The following is a 24,156-nucleotide window of genomic DNA, read 5'->3' as shown; positions in this document are numbered from 1 at the left end:
GGGAATCGGATGCAGGTCCGAATTGGTGCGGATCGTGCGATAGAGCAGCTCCAATCGATGGGTTCGAGAAATATCCAAAACGTTGCCCCAACCACACCCGTTGATTGTTCATTGGCCCTATGCTGGGCTGACGGGGATCGATCGCTGCTCGCCGAAATCACGGAGACGTTTGTCGAGGACTGCCCGCAGCGGATGAAGGAGTTAGAGCTGGCTGTATGGGAAGGTAATTCGAATCTGATTAGGCAAGTTGCGCATAGCATCAAGGGGATGGTCTCCTGCTTTGGGGCGCATCAGGCCAAATCGCTGGCGCAGGAGATGGAGCAATTCGGGCGAAGCGAACAGGTTTCAGAGGCCGCCGCTCTCTTGCCGCGAGTGGTACATGAGTTGTCGCACGTGATCGAACATCTCAAGAAGATAGATTGGCAGATTATCTCCTAACTTGCTGAGCTTCTCTCTGCAGACAGACAGGCCAAGAAATGGATGTGCCAGTGGCGAAGATTGTCGTGGCGGACGATGACCGAATGCTTAGAAAGGCGACTGAAACGACTCTGCGTCGTCATGGTTATGTTGTATCGACAGCTTCCGACGGAGAGGAGGCGCTTCGCCTCATCCGCTCGGAACAGCCCGATATCATCGTCCTCGATTTAATCATGCCGAAGGTCCAGGGGTTCGATGTGCTCCAGATCCTCAAGCAGGATGTTGTGACATCATCCATCCCCGTCATTGTGTTGAGCAGCCTTGCACAGGAGCGGGATAAGGAAGAGGCGCTGAGTCTTGGAGCGGTCGCCTATTTCAATAAGTCTTCGTTTTCTCTCGGCGAGTTGGGCAAACAGGTCGAAACGGCCCTCACTCAAGGACGAAATTAATGGCGGAAATACAAGTCACCGAAGAAGAGCTTCGATCACTGTTCGTTGAAAATCTCGGAGTCATTGATCAGACGGACTTCGACAGGGCGGGCAAATTGGCCAAGCGACTGAGAGTGCCGCTCATGCACACCTTGGTCGAGCAAGGCCGCATCCCGCAAGGCTTTCTGTTGGACCAACTTGCCCGTAGTTGGAATGTCAGCTTTGTTGATTTGAAGATCGGCCAGGTCAAGAGCGATGCGATCCACTTGTTGCAAGAGACCTTCGCGCGCAAACAAGTCCTTATCCCGTTCGAGCGGGAGGGAACACAGTTGCACGTTGCGATGATGGATCCTCGCGAGCTGAAAGTCGTGAATGAGGTGGAACGGCTGACAGGACTGCGCGTACGTCCCTTCTTGGCCACAGAGGCTGCGATCAAGCGCGCCCAGCTCTTATATAGGAAAGAACTGCGCGAAATTCTCGATCGAGCGACGACGGAAAGGACTACCGACCTGATTCCGGCCAGGCAGCAGGAGGCCAACGAACCTGCCATCGTGGAGGCTGCTCAGCGCATCTTGCTCTATGCCGCTGTCACGCGGGCGTCCGACATCCATATCGAACCGTTTGAGCTTGAAACCGTAATCCGCTACCGAGTGGATGGAGTGATGCGTGAGGTCTTCAGTCTGGCGTCGATGCTCCATCTCCCTCTGGTCTCGCGCATTAAGATTTTGTCCGGGATGCGGATCGATGAGCGTCGCATTCCACAAGACGGGCGGTTCGAGGCTAATCTCGACGGATTCAAAATAGATCTTCGCGTGGCCTCGGTTCCTACGCAATGGGGTGAAAAACTCGTGCTTCGGATCCTTTCAAAGGACAACGTCATCATCGATCTGGAGGACCTTGGTTTGATCCCCTCGGACTATGAAATCGTGCTCCGCAATATTCTCAGACCGTTCGGCATGGTGCTCATCACTGGTCCTACCGGATCGGGCAAGTCGACCACGCTCTATGCCATGCTGATGCGGATTGGGACAGAGCGACAGAACATCGTCAATATTTCAACGATTGAAGAACCGGTTGAGTATTCGATCCCCCGAGTCAACCAGACTCAGGTAAATCATCAAACGGGCGTTCTATTTTCAACAGGCTTGAGGGCGCTGCTCCGTCAAGATCCAGACGTGATCATGGTTGGAGAAATTCGGGACTGCGAAACCGCGGAGATCGCCGTCCAAGCTGCCCTCGTTGGGCGGCTCCTCTTGTCCACACTTCATACGAACGACGCGACCGGAAGCATTCCTCGACTGCTCGACATCGGTGTGGAGCCCTATTTGCTGTCCTCGTCCTTATCGCTTGTGGTTGCGCAACGGCTGGTTCGAAGAATTTGCAAGAATTGCCGCGAGAGTGTGCCCCCCAGCGCGCGGGTCCTCGAATCCATTCAATCCCGGAGCGACTATTCCGAGACCGTTGCCATCTTACAACGGCAAGGCATCCTTCGAACAACCTATGACGGCCTTAGTGGCGTTCGGTTGTATCAAGGAAAAGGATGCGCACAATGTCAGGGAAGCGGTTTCACCGGTCGTGTGGGGCTGTTCGAGCTGTTTGAAGTCGATGAAGATATTCGAGATCTGATCATGCAGCGAAGGCCGGCATCGTTCATTCGCTCGACTGCGATCATGAAAGGGATGAAGACGATGTTTCAAGACGGACTGGCTAAGGCGTTCATGGGAGAGACAACGGTCGAAGAGGTATTACGAGTGGCGATATAACTATCGAGTTGGCCGATGGATTGGTGGAGCAGTAGGGGAATTAACGCGGCTGGGAAAATTCGATGTTGACGTCTTTGCCGAGGTAATTCACCTGGAAGCCTTGCTTGTCGTAAGCCAGCACTGCACCCATGACGTTTTCGTCACCGTACTCCTCCTGGCCTAACAACTTTCGGATGTCCTCGGTACTTTCGCTGTTGAGCACGTTTCGAAAGATGCCTCTGGTCTTGTACGCGAACCGATTATTGATGAAAAGGAGGTCGACCTTACCGTCCTGAATACGGACTCCGGCCATTGGACCGGTCGGTTTTCGTTGATCGAGCAGAAAGATGAACGTCGCTTCCTGCTCAGCCTTCACTCCTGAAATCTTTTCATTCACCAAGGTTTCGACGGCTTTGGATTCCGAATCGCCGAGTTTGACGCCGAACAGCGAAATCTCAGCGCTCGAAATGGCTTTTGGCTCCATGACATCGTTCTTGCTCAATTCGTACGGCTCGGCATGGGCTGAGCCGAGCGTTGCGAGGACGCTCGCCAGTAGGATGATCGGCATCCGCACCACATTTTCTTTCGTCCTCATGGTATGTAACGGTTCTTTCGTAAGGGTTGGGGACTTTGTCAGGATGAGAGAATTGGCAGAATCCAGATAGGCATGCAACGCATTGTATGCCAAGAGCGGCCGGACCTGCAAGGAACGTGAAGCGCGAGCGTTCGCCGGGTCCGATGGGCAGGTATCCTTGCATCATGGCTGAAGCTCTCTGGACAGCAACATCGCCCCGAGTTCTCGGAGCCGGCAAAAGTAAGCTTGGGGTTCGCCGTCCAATGCTTCCGTCAGTTCATCGAGGTCTCCCAAACAGTCTTTCACGATGGCAACCCGTTGGTCGTCGAGACCCTCGGAACCATGGAGGTAGTAGACCACACAGCCGCTAATGACCGTGTCGATGGTCATTAATTGCCCTTGATGTGGGCTCGAAAACTGAGGCCAACCATCGGCGCAATGTCGTTCCCACGCTGTTGCAATCATGCTTCGATCCATGAGGAGCTCCTTTCCCTCTCCGTCATGTGACGAGCCAGCATTCTAGTGGATACGGTAGCAGACAGCCAGGAGATCCCGATGGAACAGTGTGGAAGAATCGCAGGATCAAGGATACAGTCCACGCTGACGATGTGCTTGAGCAACTTGATCAATCCCACTCATGAGTGCCGCCATGCGCATCGACACTCGCCGTTCGGTCGAAAAATGAAGTGTCCGCTGAAAGGCGGACGTGATGATGCCTTGCAGTCGATTCTGGATGTCTGTCGCGCTCCAGAAAAATCGCTGAAAGTCCTGCACCCATTCGAAGTACGAGACGATGACACCGCCGGAATTCGCGAGGATATCCGGGATCACAAAGATTCCCTTCTCTGCGAGAAGGCGATCGGCTTCCAGGGTCGTCGGGCCGTTCGCACCTTCGGACAGGATTCGGCACCTCAGGGAATTCGCATTCTTAGCCGTGATCTGTTCAGACAGGGCAGCGGGCACGAGCACGGTGCAATCGAGTTCCAACAATTCCTCATTGGTGATTGCATCACCCTGCTTGGTTTCCCACAGCGGTTGTCTAGGATCGCGACGAAGCAACGCCGCGATATCCAACCCCTTCGGGTTGTAGATTCCACCATGGACATCGCTGACGGCAATGACGCGTGCACCTTGTTGCTGCATGATGCGAGCGGTGTGTGAGCCGACATTTCCGAATCCTTGGATCGCCACAGTGGCATTTTCAATCGACAACTTGAGGTGACGAAGCACCTCTTGCGTCACATAGACGACTCCACGTCCCGTCGCTTCTTCACGACCCAAGCTCCCCCCGATGGAGAGCGGTTTGCCGGTCACCACTCCAGGAACGGCGTAGCCGACTTGCTGGCTGTACGTATCCATGATCCATGCCATGGTCTGGGCATCGGTCCCGACGTCTGGGGCCGGGACATCCTTGTCCGGACCGATCAACGGGAAAATTTCTGCGGCGTATCGTCGTGTCAGTCGCTGTAACTCGGAGGGTGAAAGTTGCTTCGGCGCTACTGCGACTCCTCCTTTCGCTCCTCCGTACGGCAAGCCGGCCAATGCACATTTCCATGTCATCCACATCGCAAGGGCAGCCACCTCGCCGAGATTCACGTCGGGATGGTACCGCACGCCTCCCTTGGACGGGCCCCGCGACGAATCATGTTGAACGCGGTAGCCGGTAAAAACCTCCACGTGCCCGTCGTCCATCCGAACCGGAAGGCTGACGACGAGAGACCGTTGTGGAAGTTTAAGCCGTTCACGGAGATTTGGGTCAAGTCCCATCGCTTCCGCTGCCTGATCGAACTGCGCGACGGCCAGGCGAAAAGTCGCTGTATCAAGTTCCTGCATAGGACTCCTCTACGCAACCCCTCGTACGTCGGCTGGTCATGTAGTGGACCAGTTGAGGGCAAACACCGTCGCGAAGGTCCGAACGAGCTCCTGCTTGACAGCGTCGACTGAGACGGACGTTTGATGCACAGCCGCCATGGATGTCACTTTGCAATCGGGCAAGCCGCATGGATGAATCCGGCGGAAAGGCGACAAGTCCAGATCCACGTTGAGGGCAACCCCATGCAAGGTGATCCCGTGCTCGATTCGTATGCCGAGGAAAGCGATTTTCTGCGGTTCAGGTGCCATGACCCACACACCTGGCTTGCCGATGATACGAGATCCGGAAATGTTCCAACCGTTGAGCAATCGAATGATCACTTCTTCCAGTAACCAGACCAATTGTCTAGGCCCCGAAGCATACCGATTGAGCTTGAGAATGGGGTAGAGGACAATCTGTCCGGGGCCGTGAAAAGTCACAGATCCTCCACGATTGACGTGGTGCATTTCCGCTCCATCCGCGCATAAGGCGGATTCACGGCCTCCCCAATGCGACAGCCTTGTCCTGCGTCCGAGCGTGTAGACGGGTGGGTGTTCAAGAATCAGAACAGTATCCGGTTGGAGATCGAGGAGACGCTTCTCATGCAAGCGACACTGCATTTCCCACGCAAGGAGATAAGGAACCGGTTCTTGGAACACGCGAACCGCACCGGCATGAATGTGGAGAGGATGCGAACACGGAGACGTCACGGTATTCGCGTCGATCATGGGATGACAGGCTCAAAAGGACAGACCCATCCGTGAGAATTGTAGAACACCCGGCACTGGTCAGTTCCCATGTTTACGGTGCTGGAGGGAAGGATCCGCATGGCAAGAATATTGTTGCACAACTCACCATGCAGAGGAAAGTTGGATTGCGAAGGTACCAGGGCTACCCTCGCAACCCGTGAAACAAAAAGTTACTTGATGGCTGCGAAGAGCTCCTTGATCCCAGGAGTCTTCAGCTTCTTGAGCGCCTTTGCCTCGATCTGACGGATACGCTCGCGCGTGACGGACAAGCTTTGGCCGACTTGCTCCAAGGTGCTGGCTTCGTCGTAGCCGATCCCGAAGCGAAGTCTGATGACGGTTTGCTCGCGAGGCGTGAGGGTGCTTAAGATACGGTCCAGTTGTGCGGTCAGTTCGCTTCGATGGACGTGAGCGTCGGGTGGAACTGCTTGCTGGTCTGGAATCATGTCCCCGAACTGCGTATCTCCATCACCGATCGGAGTTTCCAAGGCCACCGGTTCCTGAAAGGCCAGTACAGTCTCGCGGAGCCGCTCCGGTCTCATGCGCAGCACATGAGCAATCTCTTCCAAGCGAGCGGGCCGCCCAAACTGTTGCCCAAGCCTCCGCATCACACGGAGAATTCGATGCGAGGCCTCGGTTTGGTGTACCGGGATGCGTATCGTTCGTGATTGATCCGCAAGCGCCCGCGTGATGCCCTGCCTGATCCACCACGTTGCGTAAGTGCTGAATTTAAATCCCTTTCGATACTGATATCGTTCGGCGGCTTTCATCAGGCCGATGTTGCCTTCTTGTGCGAGATCCAGCAAGCTCAATCCTCGCCCAGTGTAATGTTTGGCAACGTCCACCACCAAACGAAGATTACACCGCACGAGCTCATCTTTGCCTTGCTCCAAGATCACTCTCGCGACGTGGATCTCTTCAAGCACCGTTTTCAGTGTCTTTGCTGTGGCTACCGACGGTTTGAGGTCCGAGTCCGACGGATTAAGAGCGGTGCGTAAGGCCTTCTCAGCACTGTCCAATGCAGTAGCGGACAGCCCGCTCAATCGTCTGACCGTTTGGAGCACGGTCACACTGCCTGCAAGAGCTGATGCCCGGTCGGATTTGAGCAAAGCTTGTACAGCTTGACGCAGAGCAGTCCGAATGCGCCTGGTCCCATGATCCACCCGCTTGGCAATCGCTGTCTCTTCTTCTCGAGTCAATAGACCCCGTTCACCGAACGACCGGAAGTACAAAGCCTCCAAAAGAAATGGGCTGGCACCGCGGCTTGTACGCATGGCTGGCTGGGTCTTCTCATCCGAGCCGGACTCCTCTGCCTCACGGCTGATCATTCCCAGCATGCCGCTCGCCTTGGCGTCATCGGCATCGACATCCAGGACGAATGTTTTCTGTATCTCCATCTCGTCAGAGACGCGCAATTCTTCTTCTTTCATCGTGTCACCTTTGCTCTGATTATAAGGTTGGTGTACCCCTTAACCTGTTAGAGTCGTATTCAGCGGAAAAGATTCACCGAGTCGTGACCTGTATTGCTGATACGAAGCAAAAGGGATGCTGGATTGAAGATGAGAAAAGGCTGGTGTGATCAGCTGGAAAAAGTATAAAGATTAGACCGAGCTAATGAGAAAACGGAGGATGAACTGTCTCACTTATGCGGCATCTATGTAGAAACGGCATCATCCATCGGGCTGAAATGCCACACTACTTCGGTAGTAGTCCCTTGATGAAGGGTGCAATGGTATCGATTGGAATCGGAAAGATGGTCGTCGAGTTCTTCTCAGCCGCGATCTCGACGAGTGTTTGGAGATAGCGCAGTTGAAGGGCGGCTGGATTTCGGCTGATGACATCGGCGGCTTCAGCGAGTTTCTGCGCTGCTTGAAATTCACCCTCAGCATGAATGATTTTTGCACGCCGTTCCCGCTCGGCCTCAGCTTGTCGGGCGATCGCGCGTTGCATGTCTTGAGGGATATCCACGTTCTTCACTTCCACGGCAGCAACTTTAACTCCCCATGGCTCGGTCTGTTGATCGATAATCCGCTGCAGCTCGGCATTGATGTCATCGCGCTTCGATAACAGGTCATCGAGCTGACTCTGGCCAAGCACGCTGCGCAGGGTGGTTTGGGCGACTTGCGACGTGGAATACAGATAATCTTGGACTGCCAGCACGGCTCGTTGAGGGTCAACCACCCTGAGGAAGATGACGGCATTCACTTTCACGGAAATATTGTCCCGCGTGATGACATCCTGGGATGGGACTTCCATCGTCACAGTTTGGAGATTGACACGCACCATCTGTTGAAGGACCGGGACGACCAACCGAATGCCGGGTCCTTTCACCGTCTGAAACTTGCCCAGCACAAACACCACGAGCCGTTCGTATTCCATGACGCGCTTAAAACTGGCATAGAGCACGAGGACCAGTAAGACTAACGGCATGAGCAATGACATAACGGCTCCTTGTCTTCGGTCGGTTCATCTGTGAGCAGGGGCCACCTTCACGGTCAGTCCCTCGACCGACATCACCTCCGCAGCCTCCCCTTGGCGAATCGGAGTTTGGCTGACCGCCTCCCAGATCTCCCCCTGGACCGTAATCTGACCGCGTGGGTTGAGATCCGTCCTGGCGATTCCGATCGAACCTATCATCCCTTCAGCCCCAGTGACTGGTCTACCACGAGTGCTCTTCACGGCCATCCACGCAATGATCCCGATCAGGCCGCCGATCGTCATGACAGTCGGCAATAAAAAGGATAGGGAGACTTGCAGAAAAGGCGCGTCACTCTTGATGAGGAACAGACCGCCCAACATCATCGCAGCCAATCCACCGAGTGCAAGCAATCCGTAGCTGGTGACCGAAATTTCGAGCAGGAGAAAAACCGCACCGAGTATCACAAGAAATGCGCCTGCATAGTTCACAGGGAGCGACTGAAGCGAATAGAAAGCCAAGATCAGGCTGATGGCGCCGATGATCCCGGGCAGGATGGCGCCTGGGCTGTAGAGTTCGGCCATAATTCCGATGGTTCCGATGGACATCAGCAGGTAGGCGATATTGGGGTCGCTTAAGATTTTGAGCAATTCCAGCCGAGTTCCCATCGGGAATTCATGGAGAGTTGCGGTCTCGTTTGAGAACGTGATTGATCCATTTGGAAGGACAATTTTTCTCCCATGCAGGCGTTTCACCAATGTGGGGATGTCTTCAGCGATCATATCGATGACTTTGAGCTTCAAGGCTTCTTGCTCTGTCGCGGAAACGCTCTTTCGAACCGCATCCTCGGCCCATGATACATTCCGTCCATGCCGTTCCGCGATGCTCTTGATGTACGCAACCGCATCGTTTTCCACCTTCTCCTTCATCGTGTTGTCCATCTCACCGCCCATAGCGACTGGATGCGCTGCGCCGATATTGGTACCCGGTGCCATGGCGGCAACATGGGCCGCCATCGTAATGAAGACTCCCGCAGAGGCGGCTCGGCCTCCCGAAGGGGCGACGAACACGATCACCGGGATGGGCGAACCGGTAATGTCTTTGATCATCAGGCGCATAGAGGTGTCCAATCCTCCGGGCGTATCGAGTTTTAAGATGAGAGCCTGTGCGCTCGATGTCTGGGCATACGCGAGGGCATCGTGAAGATATTCAGCTGCAACAGGGTTGATGACCCCCTCGTAGTTTGCCACGACGATGTCCTCGGCGAGAGCGGGATCGGTCGGGAGAATCAAGCAGAGTACTAACCCCGGTCCTACAATCGCCGCTGTAAGGACTCGGCCGAGCATTGTTCTTGTCTCCCGACCATCACAAGGCATCATGAAAATTATCAATGATGAGAAGATCTTACGGTCCCCCTACTACCCTGTCAAGGAAGGGCGCTTGGTTGCAAACGACGAAAGGATCCTCCTAGAATGCCCGGCATGTCTCGCTTTTTCAATGGCGAACGTATCCACCTTGTCGATCAAAAACGACGACAGTATGCTCTCACGTTGAAAGCGGGGGAGACGTATCAGTTCAGTGGGCAGAAAATCGCACATGATGCGTTGATCGGCCGTCCGGACGGGTCCATCGTCACCCTGTCCGGCGGTAAGAAGATGGTGGCGCTCCGACCGACCTTCGGCGACTATGTGCTCAAGATGCCCCGAGGGGCTCAGGTTCTATATCCCAAGGATCTCGCCATCATACCCATGTGGGCCGATATCTACCCGGGTGCTCGAGTCTTCGAGGCCGGGACCGGTTCAGGAGCCCTCACCATGGCCCTATTGCGCGCAGTGGGGCCGGGGGGATTGGTGGTGACATATGAGATCCGGGAAGATTTTGCACAGACGGCAAAGAAGAACATTGCCCGTTCTCTGAATCCAATCAATCTGATCTGTTTCAGGAAAAATGCCTATGAGGGCATCGATTTACTGGACGACCAGGTGCCGTTCGATCGTGTCGTGCTTGACTTGCCGGAACCATGGCAAGTCGTACCACATGCCATGAAAACCCTTCGATCCGGTGGGATCTATCTGAGCTTTGTTCCCACCGTACCTCAAGTCATGCAAACGGTGGAGGCGCTCGAACGTACAGCCGTATTTGGAATGATCGAAACGTTTGAGACGTTGCTGAGAACCTGGTCCGTGCATGGCAGGAGCGTGCGGCCTGATCATCGCATGGTGGCTCATTCCGGGTTTATCACAGTGGCTCGTAAGGTCGAACCGGGACTCCTTGGTCCAATGCCTGACAGAGGAGCTCCTCTCGATAGAGACCAAGAAAGCACACAGGATGAAGCAGAAGAGGGACTAAACTTATGAATAGGGTAGAAGGCAAGGTAGCGGTGGTGACGGGAGGCAACGCCGGGATCGGTGCAGCGATTGCGAAACGTTTGGTCGAGGAGGGAGCATCGGTCGTCATCACGGGACGTCGGCAACAGGAATTGGATCGTGTGGCCAGTGTGATCCGACTCAACAAAGGAAAGGTACTCGGGGTCGCCGGTTCGGTGACGGATGAAACCCATGTGCAAGATGTCGTTCGTCGAGCCCTCGATAGTTTTGGGCGGATCGACGTTCTGGTCAACAATGCGGGAATCGGTGAATTCGGGAAGCGGCTTCACGAAACCGATGATGCGATCTGGGCGCAAATGTTCGACATCAACGTGACCGGGGTATTCCGCATCACACGAGCCGTCATCCCCCACATGCTGAGGCAAGGACGAGGCTCGATCATCAATATCTCGTCAATTGCCAGTTTAGTCGGTCTCTCCGGCTCAGCCGCGTATACGGCATCGAAAGGTGCGCTTGACGCCTTGACGCGTGTCCTGGCGGTCGAATATGCGAAGGAAGGAATTCGTTGCAATGTGGTGAATCCAGGTCTGATCGATACGCCTATGGCGGCTCCCCTGATGGCCAATCCCGACATGCTGCAGCCCATTCTTGCGCAATATGCGATTCATCGCCCTGGGACGCCGGAAGAAGTGGCGAATATGGTTCTATATCTGGCCTCCGATGAAGCCACCTGGGTTACCGGCGCGACCTTCACCATTGATGGGGGCATGACCGTTTGTAAAGGGTAATGGTAGCCGCCAACGAGTAGTGAAAACTTCCCCTCTAGGTGAAGAATGGACATCGATGCCCGGACACAGTTTTGCGGGGTGATCGGCAATCCGGTCGGTCATTCCCTCTCGCCCGCCATCCACAATGCTGCGTTCCGCAAATTAGGGCTCAACTTTGTCTATCTTGCCTGGCAAGTGGAAACGATCGGTGATGCCGTCACAGGGCTTCGCGCACTGGGAAACTTCCGCGGAGCGAGCGTGACGATTCCTCACAAGGTAGCCGCCATACCCTTTCTTGATCATGTGGAGCTGACGGCTCAACGGATCGGTGCGATCAACACCATCGTTGCCGAAAAGGGCAAGCTCACCGGGTACAACACGGATGCAACAGGCGCTCTGAGGGCGTTGAGGGAGGGCGGGGCTGAGCTCAAGGGCCGACGCATCGTCGTCCTTGGTTCCGGAGGTGCCGCTCGAGCGATCGCCTTCGCATTGGCGGTCGAATCCAATGCGGAAAAGTTGACGTTGCTGGGAGTTGACGACCCTGAACGGACCAGTTTAGCTCAGGATCTTCGTACCCAGGCAGCATTGACGGTTGAAGACTTTCATCTTGATGAAACCACTCTTCAGCGGGTTCTCCCTAACGCCCAGGTGCTGATTCATTGCACCCCGGTCGGCATGTCTCCGAACGCCGATACCACCTGCATTCCTGCTTCGCTCCTTCACGCCGACCTTTCCGTCATGGATATCGTCTACAACCCACTCGAAACCAGATTGCTCAAAGATGCGAAGCGTGCTGGGTGTAGGACGATTCCCGGGTTGGAGATGTTTCTCAACCAAGCCGTCACTCAATTTGAGTTCTGGACGAATCAGCCTGCGCCGGTTGATGTGATGCGTACGGTATTGGAGTCACATTTCCGATGAATGTGGTGCTTATCGGCTATCGTGGGACCGGAAAGAGCACCGTCGGCAACCTAGTGGCGGCTCGCCTTGGTCGCATGCTGGTGTCGACTGACGCGGAGATCGTGAAGTTGGCCGGTCAAAGCATTCCGGAAATCGTTGAAAAGCATGGATGGGAGTACTTCCGCGATCTCGAAGCCAAGGTCTGCCAAGAACTGGCCGGTCGGACTGGGCTAGTCGTCGATACGGGCGGGGGAGCAATCCTACGACCACGGAATGGCGAGGTGTTAAAAGAAACAGGAAGGTTGTTCTGGCTGACCGCCTCAGTGAGCACAATTACTGAGCGTATCGGTCAGGATTCACAACGTCCTTCCCTTACGGGAGTCAAATCTTTCCTGGATGAGATTCAAGATGTCCTTCGTGAGCGCACACCGAAGTATCAGGCGGCCGCCGATTATGTCATTGAGACCGATGGAAAGCCTGTCACGCAAGTTGCCGATGAGATTCTGGCGCGATTGTAGCTGTTCGATTGATTAAGGGCCTTGCCAAGTAGTCCAGGCGCCATTGGGTTGCAGACTCCTCGCACGAGCGGGCGGTAAAGCACATCAACAAGACGCTCAGCAGGTTTGTCCGAACAGCGGATCGGCGATTGCAGCAGAAGTGTTCATGAATAATGCGGGTCAATTCCGTTTCTGAGCTACGGATGGACCGTTTCCGCCATACACAGTAGCGTTAATTGATGCAATTACGGGACTGTGCTAGGCTGTCGCCATGCGAGTGACACGAGAGAATATGGGTTGGTCTCGCGTGGCAGTCCTTACGTGGACGGCCTTATGGATGCTTGCCGCGCCATTGGTGCATATCCATCCCGAGGCTGACCATCACCATGGAGAAGCCGGTCATGTCCATGGTGGCACGGTCCATACGGTTTTTTCACCGGACCTGAGCTGCGAGTTCACGATCTACGATCATGTCTCGGTGGCAGCCAAGGAATCCAGCTGCCCCCTTCATCTGATTGCCCAACCGTTCCATGGAGCGGAGCACCTTGAAATCGACCTGATTCTCGCCTCTTCCGTCGAGCCGCAAGTCGGCAAAGGCACCACCTTGGATGTGGCCGCGCGTTCTTGCTATGCGAATGAACCAACGAGACCCCATGTCGCATGGCGGCCGCAACCTAGCCCTTCATTGACAGACCGTTTCCTCACGACCAGTCTTACGTCCCGGGCACCTCCCTCCGTTTGATCGTCTCACATCTACTGACGTTTCGATTCATGTGATCGGCGCCTGATGCTCGTCTCGTTATGGAGGCGAGTCGCTTTGGCGCCGACAGAGGAGGACAGCATGAGACCTGCACTCGCTTGCAGCATCATCGCCGCCTTCGGATGCGCGATGATATCCGGGTCTTATCTAACGGGCCATGCCGCAGAACTGAGCCCAAGCGGATACACACTAGGTCAAGTCATACAACTTGCGCTTCAACATAACCCCAAGACGAAAGGCGCGGAGGCAGTCTTGGAACAGAGCCAGAGTCAACGGGTCACGGCCGACGCCTATCTCAATCCCACCATCATAGCGTCCGCCGGCCCAGGGTGGATTCGTGACCCTAGCACAGGCGTCTCCATCATCGAACGGACAATTACGGTGCAGCAGCCGCTGGAGTGGCTGGGTAAACGAGCAGCCAGGCAACGGGCCGCTGACGCGGGCGTAGGGGGGGCTCGTGCCGGCCTCGATCAAACAACAGTGTCTGTCATGGCCGACACAAAAGGAGCGTTCTTTCAATTGCTCCTTGCGCAACAAGATGCATGGCTTGCGAGAGAGAATCTGAAGACGGTGGAAGACCTCGTGAAATTGGTGAGCGCGCGCGTCAGTACCAAGGAGGCGCCGAAATTCGAGCTGATCAAGGCGACCGTCGAACTCCAGAAATCTCAAAAGGATCTGGCGAGGGCGGACAATGCGCTCCTCGTGGCCCGCGCCAAACTCAATACGGTGACGGGCAAGGCTCTGGGAGAATCATTTGCCGTCCGAGGAGAGTTCGAAACAGTGAGGGCCGGCTTGGAACTCAACACGCTGATGAATCAGGCAACCGAGCGACAGCCGGCGCTTCGCCGACAGCAGAAGGTGGTCGAGCAAGCCGAATACACGATCGAGCACGAACGCGCATCGCGCATTCCGAATGTTTCGGTGATTGGCCAGTATCACCGAGAAGCCGGCGATGAATCCATGACGGCGGGACTCAGCGTGGCTCTGCCCATTTGGTACCGTCGACAGGGAGAAATCGGGGCGGCAATGGGGGCCCATCGAGAAGCCCAAGCGGAGCGAGATCGAATGCAGCAGGAACTGGAACAGACCATCACCCAGTATTTTCAGGAGATGCAGACCGCCCAAGCGCAGATGAAGGTGTTCGAACAAGGGCTTCTGCATCAGGCCAAAGAAGTCCTCGACATCGCCCAGTTCAGTTTTCGCCATGGAGCGACCAGCCTGCTCGAAGTCATTGATGCGCAACGTGTCTATCGCCAGACCTTGCTCGAATATGCTCAGGCGCAAGCCGATCATTCCATCGCGCTGACCAGACTGGAGTGGGCAGTGGGAGGGTTGCCATGAGCATTCATCGTGTCATGCGCCTCTCGTTGGCTTCTCTTCGAATCGTTCCGTTCCTTGTGATCGCCACGGCCCATCTGTCATGTCAGTCAAAGCAAGAGGATGCTCCGAAGCCGCCGCCTCCGGCAGCCACGGCTTCTCATTTGGAACCAGGTATTCTCGAATTGCCGGAAGGAAGTCCGACCCTTGTGCATCTCCAGACTGAGCGGATAGCTCTCCGCCCGATCCGGATTGCTCTCAAAGCCCAAGCAGGAAAGATTTTGACGAATGAGAATCGACTCGCGCACCTCAGCGCAAGGGTTCCAGGACGTATCGTGGTCGTGTATGCCGACTTTGGAGACCGAGTGAGAGAAGGCGACCGGCTTCTGCTGCTCGATAGCCCTGCCTTTGGAGAGGCTCAGCTGGAATATCGCAAAGCGCGGAATGTTTTGCGTGTGACGGAACAAGCTCTCGAACGGGCCCAAGCGCTGCTGGAGCGCGGCGCAATCGGCGCGGGGGAACATCAACGACGAGAGGCCGACTATGAGAACGCGCGAGCGGATTTGCACGAAGCAGAGGAAAAGCTGCACTTGCTCGGCATGACGGAGAAGGAGATCCAGCGCTTGGCGGCCAAGACATTGCCTCATGCCGAAGTCGCGCAAGTTTTTCTTCGAGCCCCGTTTCGCGGTGAAGTGATCGATCGGAAGGCGACGATCGGTGAGGTCGTCGACCCCAATAAGATACTGTTTACAGTGGCGGATCTCTCGACCGTTTGGGTGCGCGCCGATTTTCCGGAACAACAGGCCGGTCGATTGAAACCCGGGCTGACCATGGAAGTTCGGGTGTCGGCCTATCCGAATACGACGTTTCGAGGGGTCATTACCTATGTCGGCGCCGTGATCGATCCGGCCACCAGGACGATCATGGCGCGCGCGGAGGTACCCAACCCTGATGGCCGATTGCGGCCGGAGATGTTCGCCGAGGCCCTCTTGGTTACGGACGAGCAATCCGTCCTGAGTGTCCCACGCGTGGCGGTGCAGCAGATGGGCAACCGACAGGTCGCCTTTGTCGTACAGGGGCCGCGTCGGTTCGAACCCCGCGAAGTGACCTTCGTCCAGACCGCGACCGAGTATGTCCAGGTCATCACAGGGTTGGCTGCCGGAGACGAGGTGGTGACGCAGGGGAGCTACGCGCTGAAATCTGAGGCGCTCCGGGAGCAGATGCCGACAGGAGGCCCGCTATGATCGAACGGCTGATCCGCAACGCCTTAGAGCAACGACTCCTTGTGTTGCTGGTTGTTCTCGGACTTATTGCGGGCGGCGTAGCGGCATTCCGCCATCTACCGATCGACGCGTTCCCCGACGTCACTCCCGTCCAAGTTCAAGTCATCACCCGAGCGCCCTCGTTAGCTCCTTCCGAAATCGAACGTCTTGTGACTTTTCCCCTGGAGATCGAGCTGACGAACTTGCCCGGCAAAGCAGAACTCCGGTCAGTGTCGCGATTCGGGATCTCGGTGATCACCGTGGTCTTTGAGGATACGATCGATATCTACTTCGCACGGCAACTCGTCCTGGAACGAATACTTCGAGCGCGATCCGCTCTTCCACCAAGCGCTGAACCTGTGCTGGGGCCGGTCAGTACGGGACTGAGCGAAGTTTTCATGTATCTCGTCGATGGACCGACGCAGACCCTCATGGACTTGCGGACCCTTCAAGATTGGGTGATCCGTCCGATGTTGCGGGCAGTCCCGGGCCTCGCGGATGTCGATACCTTGGGCGGCTTCTCGAAGCAGTATGAGGTGCTCGTCGATCCCGATCGATTGACAAGCTTTGAACTCACATTGCGCCAGGTGCAGGCTGCCGTGGCCGGGAACAACCAAAATGCCGGAGGAAGTTATATCGAGCAGGGCGGGGATAAGTTGGTCGTCTATGGTGTGGGATTGGCCCGCTCTGCGGGGGATCTGGAACAGATCGTGGTGGCAGCGCACAAGGGCACACCGATTTATCTAAAGGATGTCGCGCAGGTTCGCCAAGGGACCGCGATTCGGTTAGGGGGCGTCACGCGTGATGGGAAGGGCGAGGTGCTCGAAGGGATTGCCGTCATGTTGCGGGGTGGCAATAGTCGGGAGATTGTCTCCACGGTGAGAGACAAGGTCGAGTTGATCAACCGGGTGTTGCCGGCCGGCGTGAAGGTGGAGCCTTTCCATGACCGCATCGAATTGGTGGCGCGGGCACTCGATACCGTGGAACGTGCCCTGTTGGAAGGCGCTGCGGTCGTGATACTCGTCCTGTATCTCTTCTTGAGAAATCTTCGTGGCGCGTTCGTCGTTGCTCTGACCTTGCCGTTGGCCACCTTGGCTACATTTCTGATCATGCAACAGGTCGGCCTGTCGGCGAATCTGATGTCACTGGGTGGCTTGGCCATCTCGCTGGGAATGATTGTCGATGCGGCCATCGTGCAGATTGAGAATGTCGAGCGCCATCTGGGCGAGGAGACCACGGGCCGAGCCCTCTCGGTTACCGGCCGTTTACCGGTCGTCTTACGCGCCGTCCTGGAAGTGCGGAAGCCGAGTCTATTCGGGGAATTGATCATTGCGTTGACCTTTCTTCCGCTCCTAACACTCCAAGGAATGGAAGGCAAGATGTTTATTCCGCTGGCGCTGACGGTGGTGATCGCCCTCCTGAGCTCCTTGGTGCTGTCGATGACGGTGGTTCCGGTCCTGGCGGCGGTGATTATGAAACCTCGTGCTTCGCAGGAGGGCGAGCGTCTGTTGGAGCGTGGACGGCGGCTGTATCGCCGAATGTTGGGGGGAGCCATCCGCAGCACTCGCCTGGTCGTCTTCGTGGCGGCCGCGGTGCTCGTCGGCGGGGCAGCTCTGGTTCCGTTCATCGGTCGGGAATTCGTGCCGATCATGGACGAAGGTACGATCGTGGTGAATCTGGTGCGCCTCCCGAGCATCGGCCTCAGCGAATCGCTGAAGATCGCAGGGGAAGTCGAACGGTTGTTGCTGGAAATACCGGACGTGCGCTCCGTGATTTCGCGCACGGGAGCCAATGAGTTGGGGACTGATCCAATGGGGATGGAACTTAGCGATATGTTCGTCTTGCTCAAACCCAAGGCCGAGTGGCAAGCACAGTCCAAAACCGAGATCGAGGGGCAGGTCCGCCGACGGCTGGAGCAAGTGCCCGGCATCGCGTTCGGGCTGTCTCAGCCGATCGCCATGCGCGTCGATGAACTGGTCTCGGGAGTCCGATCTCAGGTCGCCGTCAAACTGTTCGGCGAGGACCTTGAAACCTTGCGGGTGAAGGCGGACGAAATTTCACGGGTGCTGCGGCAGGTGCGCGGTATTTCCGATCTACGAGTCGAGCAGGTGTCGGGGCTGTATTATCTGAAGATCGATATCGATCGTGCCAAGATCGCGCGTCACGGGATCAACGTCGCAGAGATCACGGAAGTGATTGAAGCCGTCGGTGGCGGCATTGCCGCCGGCGAGGTCTTCGAAGGACAGTGGCGCTTTCCAATCATGGTGCGATTTCCGGACGATCGGCGTGCCGATGTCGAGACGATTTCGGCCTTGTGGGTGACAGCCCCGGACGGCTCACGGATTCCTCTTCGCGAGCTGGCCGACATTCGAATTGTGGAAGGACCGGCGCAAATCAGCCGGGAACATGCGAGCCGCCGGATCGTGATCGAAGCGAATGTGGTTGGGCGCGATCTGGTCGGTGCGGTAGAAGAGGCTCAAACAGGAGTCGAACGTCTGGTGCGGCTCCCGCCAGGCTATTATGTCACGTGGGGTGGTCAATTCGAAAATCAACAGAAGGCCATGGCACGTCTAGCCCTGGTCGTGCCTCTGGTCATCGGCTTGATCTTTTTGTTGCTCTATTTCACGTTTGGAACGCTGCGGCACGCGGCGCTGATTCTCCTCGCGATTCCATTCGCCATGGTCGGCGGCCTGCTGGCGTTGTTGTTGGGCGGGCTGTATCTTTCAGTTCCGGCGTCCGTCGGCTTCATCGCCTTGTTCGGTGTGGCGGTGCTCAACGGGGTGGTGAAGATTGCCTACATCACCCAGCTGCGAGAGCAGGGGATGCCATTGGACGAGGCGGTGTTGACCGGCATGGTCCTGCGGTTGCGTCCTGTGCTGATGACTGCGGTGGTCGCAATGATGGCGCTCCTTCCGCTATTGCTGGCGACCGGTCCCGGTTCTGAGATACAACGACCGCTCGCCACAGTCGTGATCGGGGGATTGTTTTCGTCGACAGTTTTGACGTTGTTGGTTTTGCCGGTGTTGTATCGATGGATGGAACATCGGATTGTTCAGCGGCATGAAGCTGATTTCCGAAGGCTTACTCCGCGGCCTGCAACGGAAGCGACACCCATCTCCTCCGTTGAAGCTACCCGTTATCACTAGCCCGCATTCGTCATGAAGGTTTGTGACGAACTCGGGAAGCGGCACGTCGATTCGAGGGACGCGCGCCGGCCTCGTGCCGTGAGAAGGGCCGATAAATCCTGTGATCTTGCCGCGCCTAGCTGGGCCAAACGCCTGCTCGGGCTCCATTCTTCGGACTACCCTCCGAACGCCGCGGGATGTAGCATGTGCGGGCTTCACTCGACGAGCAACAGACACAACGAGAGGACCGTCACACAGGGTGACACCGGCTGGCTCTACTCTTTCTTCAATTTCTTCAATAACGGGCGTACGCGGGTTTGGTCGCAGCAGCGTGATGTGCTCATCGCCGTCCGTCGTCGAGTCCGGCATCCTCGGCAATCACATCACTGGCCTTCTCGCTGATCATGTAGATCGCCGACACGATAAAGAACCCTGGGATACGAGGAAAGACGGACGCATCCACCACCCGCAGGTTTTTCGTCCCGTGGACGCGAAACCGGCTGTCCACCACCGCCATGGGATCGGTCGCCGGCCCCATCTTGTTGCTGCACGAGGCATGATGGCTCCACGCTTCGTTCCGCACGAATGTGCGCAGATCGTCCCGGCTCGCGATGGCCGGTCCCGGGATCACTTCCCGCTTAATCACGCCCTGAGCCTTGCGTGAGATCCGACGCACAAACTCGATGCCCTCGACCACGGACTCCAGATCTTCTTGCGCCGTATCGTTCGATTCATCGAAATAATGGAAGTTGATCTCGGGGACGTCGCGCGGATCGTCGGACCGCAGCGTGACTTGCCCGGCGGTGTTCTGCGTGTGGGCCTTGAGAATCGCCCATGTAAAGTAGTTTTTGTGCTGACGCAAGATCGCCGAATACGTGGGGAAATAGCCCTTGAAGTAACTCGGCACGCCGAAGATGTAGAGATCAGGCAGCGGCCGCTCCGGGCTGGAGCGTTTGATGAGGCTGATGACCAGGCCGTTGGTCGTATAGACGCCCGTGCCGTTCTGCCAATCCGCAAAGCAGGGGTCCGGCTGTTGGCCGGACGTCGGCGGCTCGAACGTGCAGTCCCGCAGGACTTGAAAATCGCGATCCATCTCCGTGATGACACCGATCTCATACCGATCCTGCAAATTTTCGCCGACCCCCGGCAGATCGACCAGGGGCTCTATTCCGAAACGTGTCAGCTCGTCCCTTGGACCGATCCCGGATAATTTGAGCAGCTGTGGACTGTTGAAGGCACCGGCGGAGAGAATGACCTCACGTCGTGCCTGAATCGTTTTTCGGATTCCTTCAGGAGCGGCTTTTGCCTGTGGGTCTGCTCGATACAGCGACGGCCCTTGCAGATATTCCACGCCGGTCGCCCGCTTGTCGCGATCCAGCAGAATCCGAGCGGCGAGTGCATGGGTCACGACGGTCAGATTCGCGGGACAGGCCTTCGCCACCGCTTGGAGGTATTCCCTTGTGCCCGTCCGTCGTCCCTCGTTCGTCGCCAGCGGCGTGCCGAAGACGCCTTCCGGGCTATCGACGACGATGCGCCAGTCATTGGGATCGAAATGACTTTTCAGCAGGCTCAGCGGCCGGCCGACGTCTTCACGGAGGGCGCCTTCCACCATCGAGGCGATCATATCGAGCAACTGCTTATCCTTGATCACCAGGGTCGGGTCGGCCATGTTCGTCGTGAGCCACCCATCGAAGCCATGCCGGCTTCGGTTCTCCGCTTTTTCGATCAGCCCATGAACGTAGCGGCACTGTTCGAGTCGTTCGAAATAGCGGCGCATCGACTCACTGGCCCATGACGCATCGCCGGTCACCTGCGCAATGCCGTCCCAATCGCTATTGTGCGGGTACACCGTGATCATCGCATTGTGCGCGGTACAGCCGCCCAGCGTCCCGGCTCTCGGATACAAAACCCCGTCATGCTCCGCCACGTACTTGCTGTCGCGCCGACGTCGATCGGGATCTTCATAGTGTTTGACAAAGTAATCCCAGCGAAACGTCTCATCCTCGGTGGCAAACCCATGAAACATCGGCACCGAGTAGTTCGGATTCGTCTCATCGCCGCCGGCTTCGAGCAGCGCGACCCGAAACCCGGCCGTCGCGAGGTTGGCTGCGACCGGCCCACCACCGGCGCCGGATCCGATCACGATGTAATCAAACATCGCGCCATCGGCCAGCCCTGCCGGGGTGGCACACCGGATGGCCCCGCGCTCCCATTGCTTGAAGGCACGGAAGCAGCCGTCGAGCGGCAAGCTCAATCCGGCCACCGCGGCCAGCCTCAGAAAATCACGCCGGGTCTTGGGATCCATCATCGGGCGTCCTTTCCTTGCCTCATCCCATCGTGCGTCCCATGAGAAATGAACGCACCGGAGAGTACAGCGTTATGGAACGACAGGCGAGCACGTCGTTAGAACGTCTTGAGAAACTCGATCAACGCATACTTGTCGTCGTCCGACAGGCCCGGCTCCTCTTTGAAATGGCTCGTGCCGAAGTAATGGCCACGGTTCACGACGAAGTCCGGGCACTTGTTGAACTCCAAGAGCGGCTCGACGAGATTGCGCCACACCTGGCGGGCTTGCTCGTCCGTGACGTCCCTCGGCATCGCCTTCAAGTCCTTCTTGAGGCGCACCAACAAGGTGAGCAGCTTTTTCTGATGCGCGACGCGCTCCGGCAGCGTCATGCCTTCCGGCAGCAGGTCGACGTTCGACAACAAATTCACCGGAGTCCCGGCCGGGATCGGCCCGATCTCGATGCCGCCTTTTTCAAAAATCGAGGGGAAGAGTCCCTCCTCCAACAAGGACAGGTCTTGGAGCACCTCCGGCAAGTACCCCTTGGGGATCCGGAGATAGCTCGTCGTCGTCGTGCGGTCGATGACGCCGGGGACGCGATCGCCGAAGACACGATCCTTGTCTCGCTTCTCCGGCCAGAGCATTTGCTCAATCGAGGATTGGAAGGATTGCAGCCGAGCCTCGACACTCGGGCTCGGATTGAATCGGCCGACGCTGTTGTTCAACAGAAACGGCGCCGTCGACCAGAGGCTGACCAACGAGGCCGGCCGCGTGTACCCGCGTCCGCCGGCGGGCATCTCATACGGCTTCGGCTCGCCGGTGAAAGGATGATGGACCGTAATCGTCCCTACCGACGGGAGGTCCTTATAGGATTGGGATGAAAAATTATCCCAAATGTTCTCGCCGATGGCGTTCGTCGCGAGCGGACTACAGGCGTTGGTTTCCAGCAAGGTGACAGGCACACGTACTTCGGTGGATAGAAAGTTGTTTTCAAGGAAGTCGTCCCGCATGACAATCTTCTTCATCTCTCGCTGAAACTCTTCAGTCTTCGTCCATTCCCAGTATTTCTGCCAGCATCCCAAATAGCCGGGCCCCGCACAGCCGCTGGGATCGAGCCCGATCGCCGGGGTGGGCACCTTACTGGAGTGACATCGCGCGCACCGCTCGGCAAACACTTCCTTCCCGTGCGCCAGTTGGGTCATATCCCTGGTGAGATGCTGGGCGCCCCCGGGAGCGTCGCGCAATTTGTGCGGGTCGGTCGTCTTCAAAAAGAACAACGCCAGATTGGGAGTCTGCGCCTCGGTGGCTTGCCAATAGGCGGAATGGTCGTGAGCGACGACAATCCGCATGGGCGTGATCGGCTGCCCGCCGACCAAGGGCTTGAAGTGAAGGAGCCACTCTTCGCTGAACAGGCCGATGTTCAAGAAGACACGATTGAGTGCGCCCAGGGCACCAACGGAATCCGAGCCGTCCTTAAGCACACGAGGCGTCCACACGATGTTGGGCGGTTGAAAAAATTGAGTCAACGGGCCGGCAGCGACATAGTCGTTGAACTGCTTGTTGTCCAAGCCGCCGTCCGCCAACGTCTCCTTTCCCCAGCGCTGCGCTTGTTGCAATCGAGGCCCCAGCGCATAGACGGCGTTCATCGTGCGTGGATTGTTGATGTAGTCCGTGGAGACCAGTGAAGTGTCGAGCGCCCCTGGACGCGAGGTGTGAAAGAGCTGAAACGGGAAGCTCGATTCGTCGGCATCCCAGGTAAAGATCCGATCGATCCAAAAATACTGCGCTCCGACATTGGAGCTCAAGTTGTCCCATTGAGGATGCTCGGGATCGGCCGGCGGCTTGACCGGATTGGGACCGACATGACAGAACGCGCACGACATCCCGACGCGATAGGGTTTCACTAAATCTTTGGACAAATAGTAGCTGGGATCCTCGTAGTAACGCGTGGAGTTCCATTTCTTCGCAGCGGCTTCGTCGAAGTCGGGATTCGGAAAGAGCCGCAACCCGACGATGCCGGTCGGTTCCCCATAGTAGGAGCCGACCGGCAGATTCTTTCCGCGCGCCCCAATGGCCACGCCGGGATATTTGTTCTCGTTCGCGAAGGGATCGGACGGACAATCATGGCGACGCTGATCCAACCATAGGCCATAACGCGTGGGGTCGGGACCGGTTGCCTTCTCGAAACAGGGTTCGTTGACCAGGCCGAGATAGTGCCAGCGGTTGTCGCGGCTGAATTTGAGGCTCGGGTGCGACGAGAGCGTCTTCAAGAAATCCAGGTTGCCGAAGCTGGCGATGGCGAGCCTATCCCAGAACCGATCGTTGCCCGCGGTCCAGATCAGCCAGGTATTTCGGCCTTGGATTTCTTCACGAGAGAGGGCGACTCCGCCATCCATATCGTGAAAATAATCCTCATCGGCCGCGGGGAACGAAGATGGGGCACGAGCTACGCTGCGCGCTTCATCGATCACCTTCCCCGGCAGACCGGGCTGGAGGGTCGCGCAACTGATCAGGGCGATTATGCCCAGGATGCCCAAAATCGCCCTCTTCGCCTTACTCCTCTGAATGAGCATCATGACCTCCTGTCCGCGTTGAATAGTTACGTCCCCCGTGACGACGTGGCACTCTGACCTGCTAGCAATGGGAACGAGGCATCGATCTCGATGACCCCGCTCTTCCGCCCTCTCCATCTAAAACAAATTATCATCCGCGGCATTCAAGTTTGATTCAGCACCAAATACA

At 56.8% G+C, this 24,156-nt stretch carries 20 protein-coding genes; 11 read left to right on the top strand and 9 right to left on the bottom strand.

The annotated features are described in order from the left end of the window. Positions 1-9 precede the first annotated feature (9 nt). Genes P0120_19590 through P0120_19580 form a run of 3 tightly spaced genes read left to right on the top strand, consistent with a single transcriptional unit; the run spans position 10 to position 2,608 of the window. A complete protein-coding gene (locus tag P0120_19590; protein MDF0676513.1) occupies positions 10-438 on the top strand; it encodes an Hpt domain-containing protein in 429 nt (142 codons plus the stop codon). Between the two features lie 50 nt (positions 439-488). After that, entirely contained in the window at positions 489-866 is a 378-nt protein-coding gene (locus P0120_19585) for a response regulator (protein ID MDF0676512.1), read from the top strand. Then, complete coding sequence (locus P0120_19580) at positions 866-2,608, top strand: GspE/PulE family protein (protein MDF0676511.1); 1,743 nt, start codon at positions 866-868, stop codon at positions 2,606-2,608. The genes P0120_19585 and P0120_19580 overlap by 1 nt, the downstream gene beginning before the upstream one ends. Positions 2,609-2,648: 40 nt before the next feature. On the opposite strand, the gene P0120_19575 is transcribed toward P0120_19580, so the two are convergent. The 7 genes from P0120_19575 to P0120_19545 form a co-directional block, all read right to left on the bottom strand. Next, positions 2,649-3,182: a hypothetical protein gene (locus P0120_19575; GenBank protein MDF0676510.1), complete on the bottom strand. Its 534-nt coding sequence runs from the start codon at positions 3,180-3,182 to the stop codon at positions 2,649-2,651. A gap of 162 nt (positions 3,183-3,344) precedes the next feature. Beyond that, positions 3,345-3,638: a hypothetical protein gene (locus tag P0120_19570; protein MDF0676509.1), complete on the bottom strand. Its 294-nt coding sequence runs from the start codon at positions 3,636-3,638 to the stop codon at positions 3,345-3,347. A gap of 105 nt (positions 3,639-3,743) precedes the next feature. Then, positions 3,744-4,994, bottom strand: coding sequence for a Glu/Leu/Phe/Val dehydrogenase (locus P0120_19565; protein ID MDF0676508.1), 1,251 nt, complete (start codon positions 4,992-4,994; stop codon positions 3,744-3,746). Positions 4,995-5,030: 36 nt separating this feature from the next. Then, positions 5,031-5,741, bottom strand: a complete 711-nt coding sequence (gene lipB / locus P0120_19560) for a lipoyl(octanoyl) transferase LipB (GenBank protein MDF0676507.1) — start codon at positions 5,739-5,741, stop codon at positions 5,031-5,033. Between the two features lie 191 nt (positions 5,742-5,932). Then, on the bottom strand, positions 5,933-7,189 hold the full coding sequence (locus tag P0120_19555) for a sigma-70 family RNA polymerase sigma factor (GenBank protein ID MDF0676506.1): 1,257 nt from the start codon (positions 7,187-7,189) through the stop codon (positions 5,933-5,935). A gap of 265 nt (positions 7,190-7,454) precedes the next feature. Further along, on the bottom strand, positions 7,455-8,201 hold the full coding sequence (locus P0120_19550) for a slipin family protein (protein ID MDF0676505.1): 747 nt from the start codon (positions 8,199-8,201) through the stop codon (positions 7,455-7,457). A gap of 24 nt (positions 8,202-8,225) precedes the next feature. Further along, positions 8,226-9,521 (bottom strand): nodulation protein NfeD, encoded by a 1,296-nt coding sequence (locus tag P0120_19545; GenBank protein ID MDF0676504.1) that lies wholly within the window; start codon positions 9,519-9,521, stop codon positions 8,226-8,228. 135 nt (positions 9,522-9,656) lie between these two features. On the opposite strand from P0120_19545, the gene P0120_19540 reads away from it, so the two are divergent. From P0120_19540 to P0120_19505, 8 genes are all read left to right on the top strand, one after another. Beyond that, positions 9,657-10,532, top strand: coding sequence for a tRNA (adenine-N1)-methyltransferase (locus tag P0120_19540; GenBank protein ID MDF0676503.1), 876 nt, complete (start codon positions 9,657-9,659; stop codon positions 10,530-10,532). Continuing rightward, on the top strand, positions 10,529-11,290 hold the full coding sequence (locus tag P0120_19535; protein MDF0676502.1) for an SDR family oxidoreductase: 762 nt from the start codon (positions 10,529-10,531) through the stop codon (positions 11,288-11,290). The genes P0120_19540 and P0120_19535 overlap by 4 nt, the downstream gene beginning before the upstream one ends. Positions 11,291-11,335: 45 nt before the next feature. Beyond that, complete coding sequence (locus P0120_19530) at positions 11,336-12,190, top strand: shikimate dehydrogenase (GenBank protein ID MDF0676501.1); 855 nt, start codon at positions 11,336-11,338, stop codon at positions 12,188-12,190. Continuing rightward, positions 12,187-12,687, top strand: coding sequence for a shikimate kinase (locus P0120_19525; protein ID MDF0676500.1), 501 nt, complete (start codon positions 12,187-12,189; stop codon positions 12,685-12,687). Before P0120_19530 ends, P0120_19525 begins: the two co-directional genes overlap by 4 nt. Positions 12,688-12,937: 250 nt before the next feature. Next, on the top strand, positions 12,938-13,408 hold the full coding sequence (locus P0120_19520) for a hypothetical protein (protein ID MDF0676499.1): 471 nt from the start codon (positions 12,938-12,940) through the stop codon (positions 13,406-13,408). Between the two features lie 99 nt (positions 13,409-13,507). Then, on the top strand, positions 13,508-14,767 hold the full coding sequence (locus tag P0120_19515; protein ID MDF0676498.1) for a TolC family protein: 1,260 nt from the start codon (positions 13,508-13,510) through the stop codon (positions 14,765-14,767). Next, complete coding sequence (locus tag P0120_19510; protein ID MDF0676497.1) at positions 14,764-15,987, top strand: efflux RND transporter periplasmic adaptor subunit; 1,224 nt, start codon at positions 14,764-14,766, stop codon at positions 15,985-15,987. The genes P0120_19515 and P0120_19510 overlap by 4 nt, the downstream gene beginning before the upstream one ends. After that, a complete protein-coding gene (locus P0120_19505) occupies positions 15,984-19,151 on the top strand; it encodes a CusA/CzcA family heavy metal efflux RND transporter (protein ID MDF0676496.1) in 3,168 nt (1,055 codons plus the stop codon). The genes P0120_19510 and P0120_19505 overlap by 4 nt, the downstream gene beginning before the upstream one ends. A gap of 319 nt (positions 19,152-19,470) precedes the next feature. Here P0120_19505 and P0120_19500 read toward each other — a convergent pair whose 3' ends face one another. Together P0120_19500 and P0120_19495 are read right to left on the bottom strand one after the other, a co-directional pair. Continuing rightward, positions 19,471-21,438 carry a GMC family oxidoreductase gene (locus P0120_19500; protein ID MDF0676495.1) on the bottom strand — a complete coding sequence of 656 codons (1,968 nt, stop codon included), beginning with the start codon at positions 21,436-21,438 and terminating at the stop codon, positions 19,471-19,473. Between the two features lie 95 nt (positions 21,439-21,533). Next, on the bottom strand, positions 21,534-23,990 hold the full coding sequence (locus tag P0120_19495) for a hypothetical protein (protein MDF0676494.1): 2,457 nt from the start codon (positions 23,988-23,990) through the stop codon (positions 21,534-21,536). Positions 23,991-24,156 lie beyond the last annotated feature (166 nt).

Origin of the sequence: Nitrospira sp. (assembly GCA_029194675.1) — a bacterium.
GTDB lineage: Bacteria > Nitrospirota > Nitrospiria > Nitrospirales > Nitrospiraceae > Nitrospira_D.
Note: the sequence above shows the minus strand (reverse complement) of the source record. Positions and strands in the feature narration are given on the sequence as shown.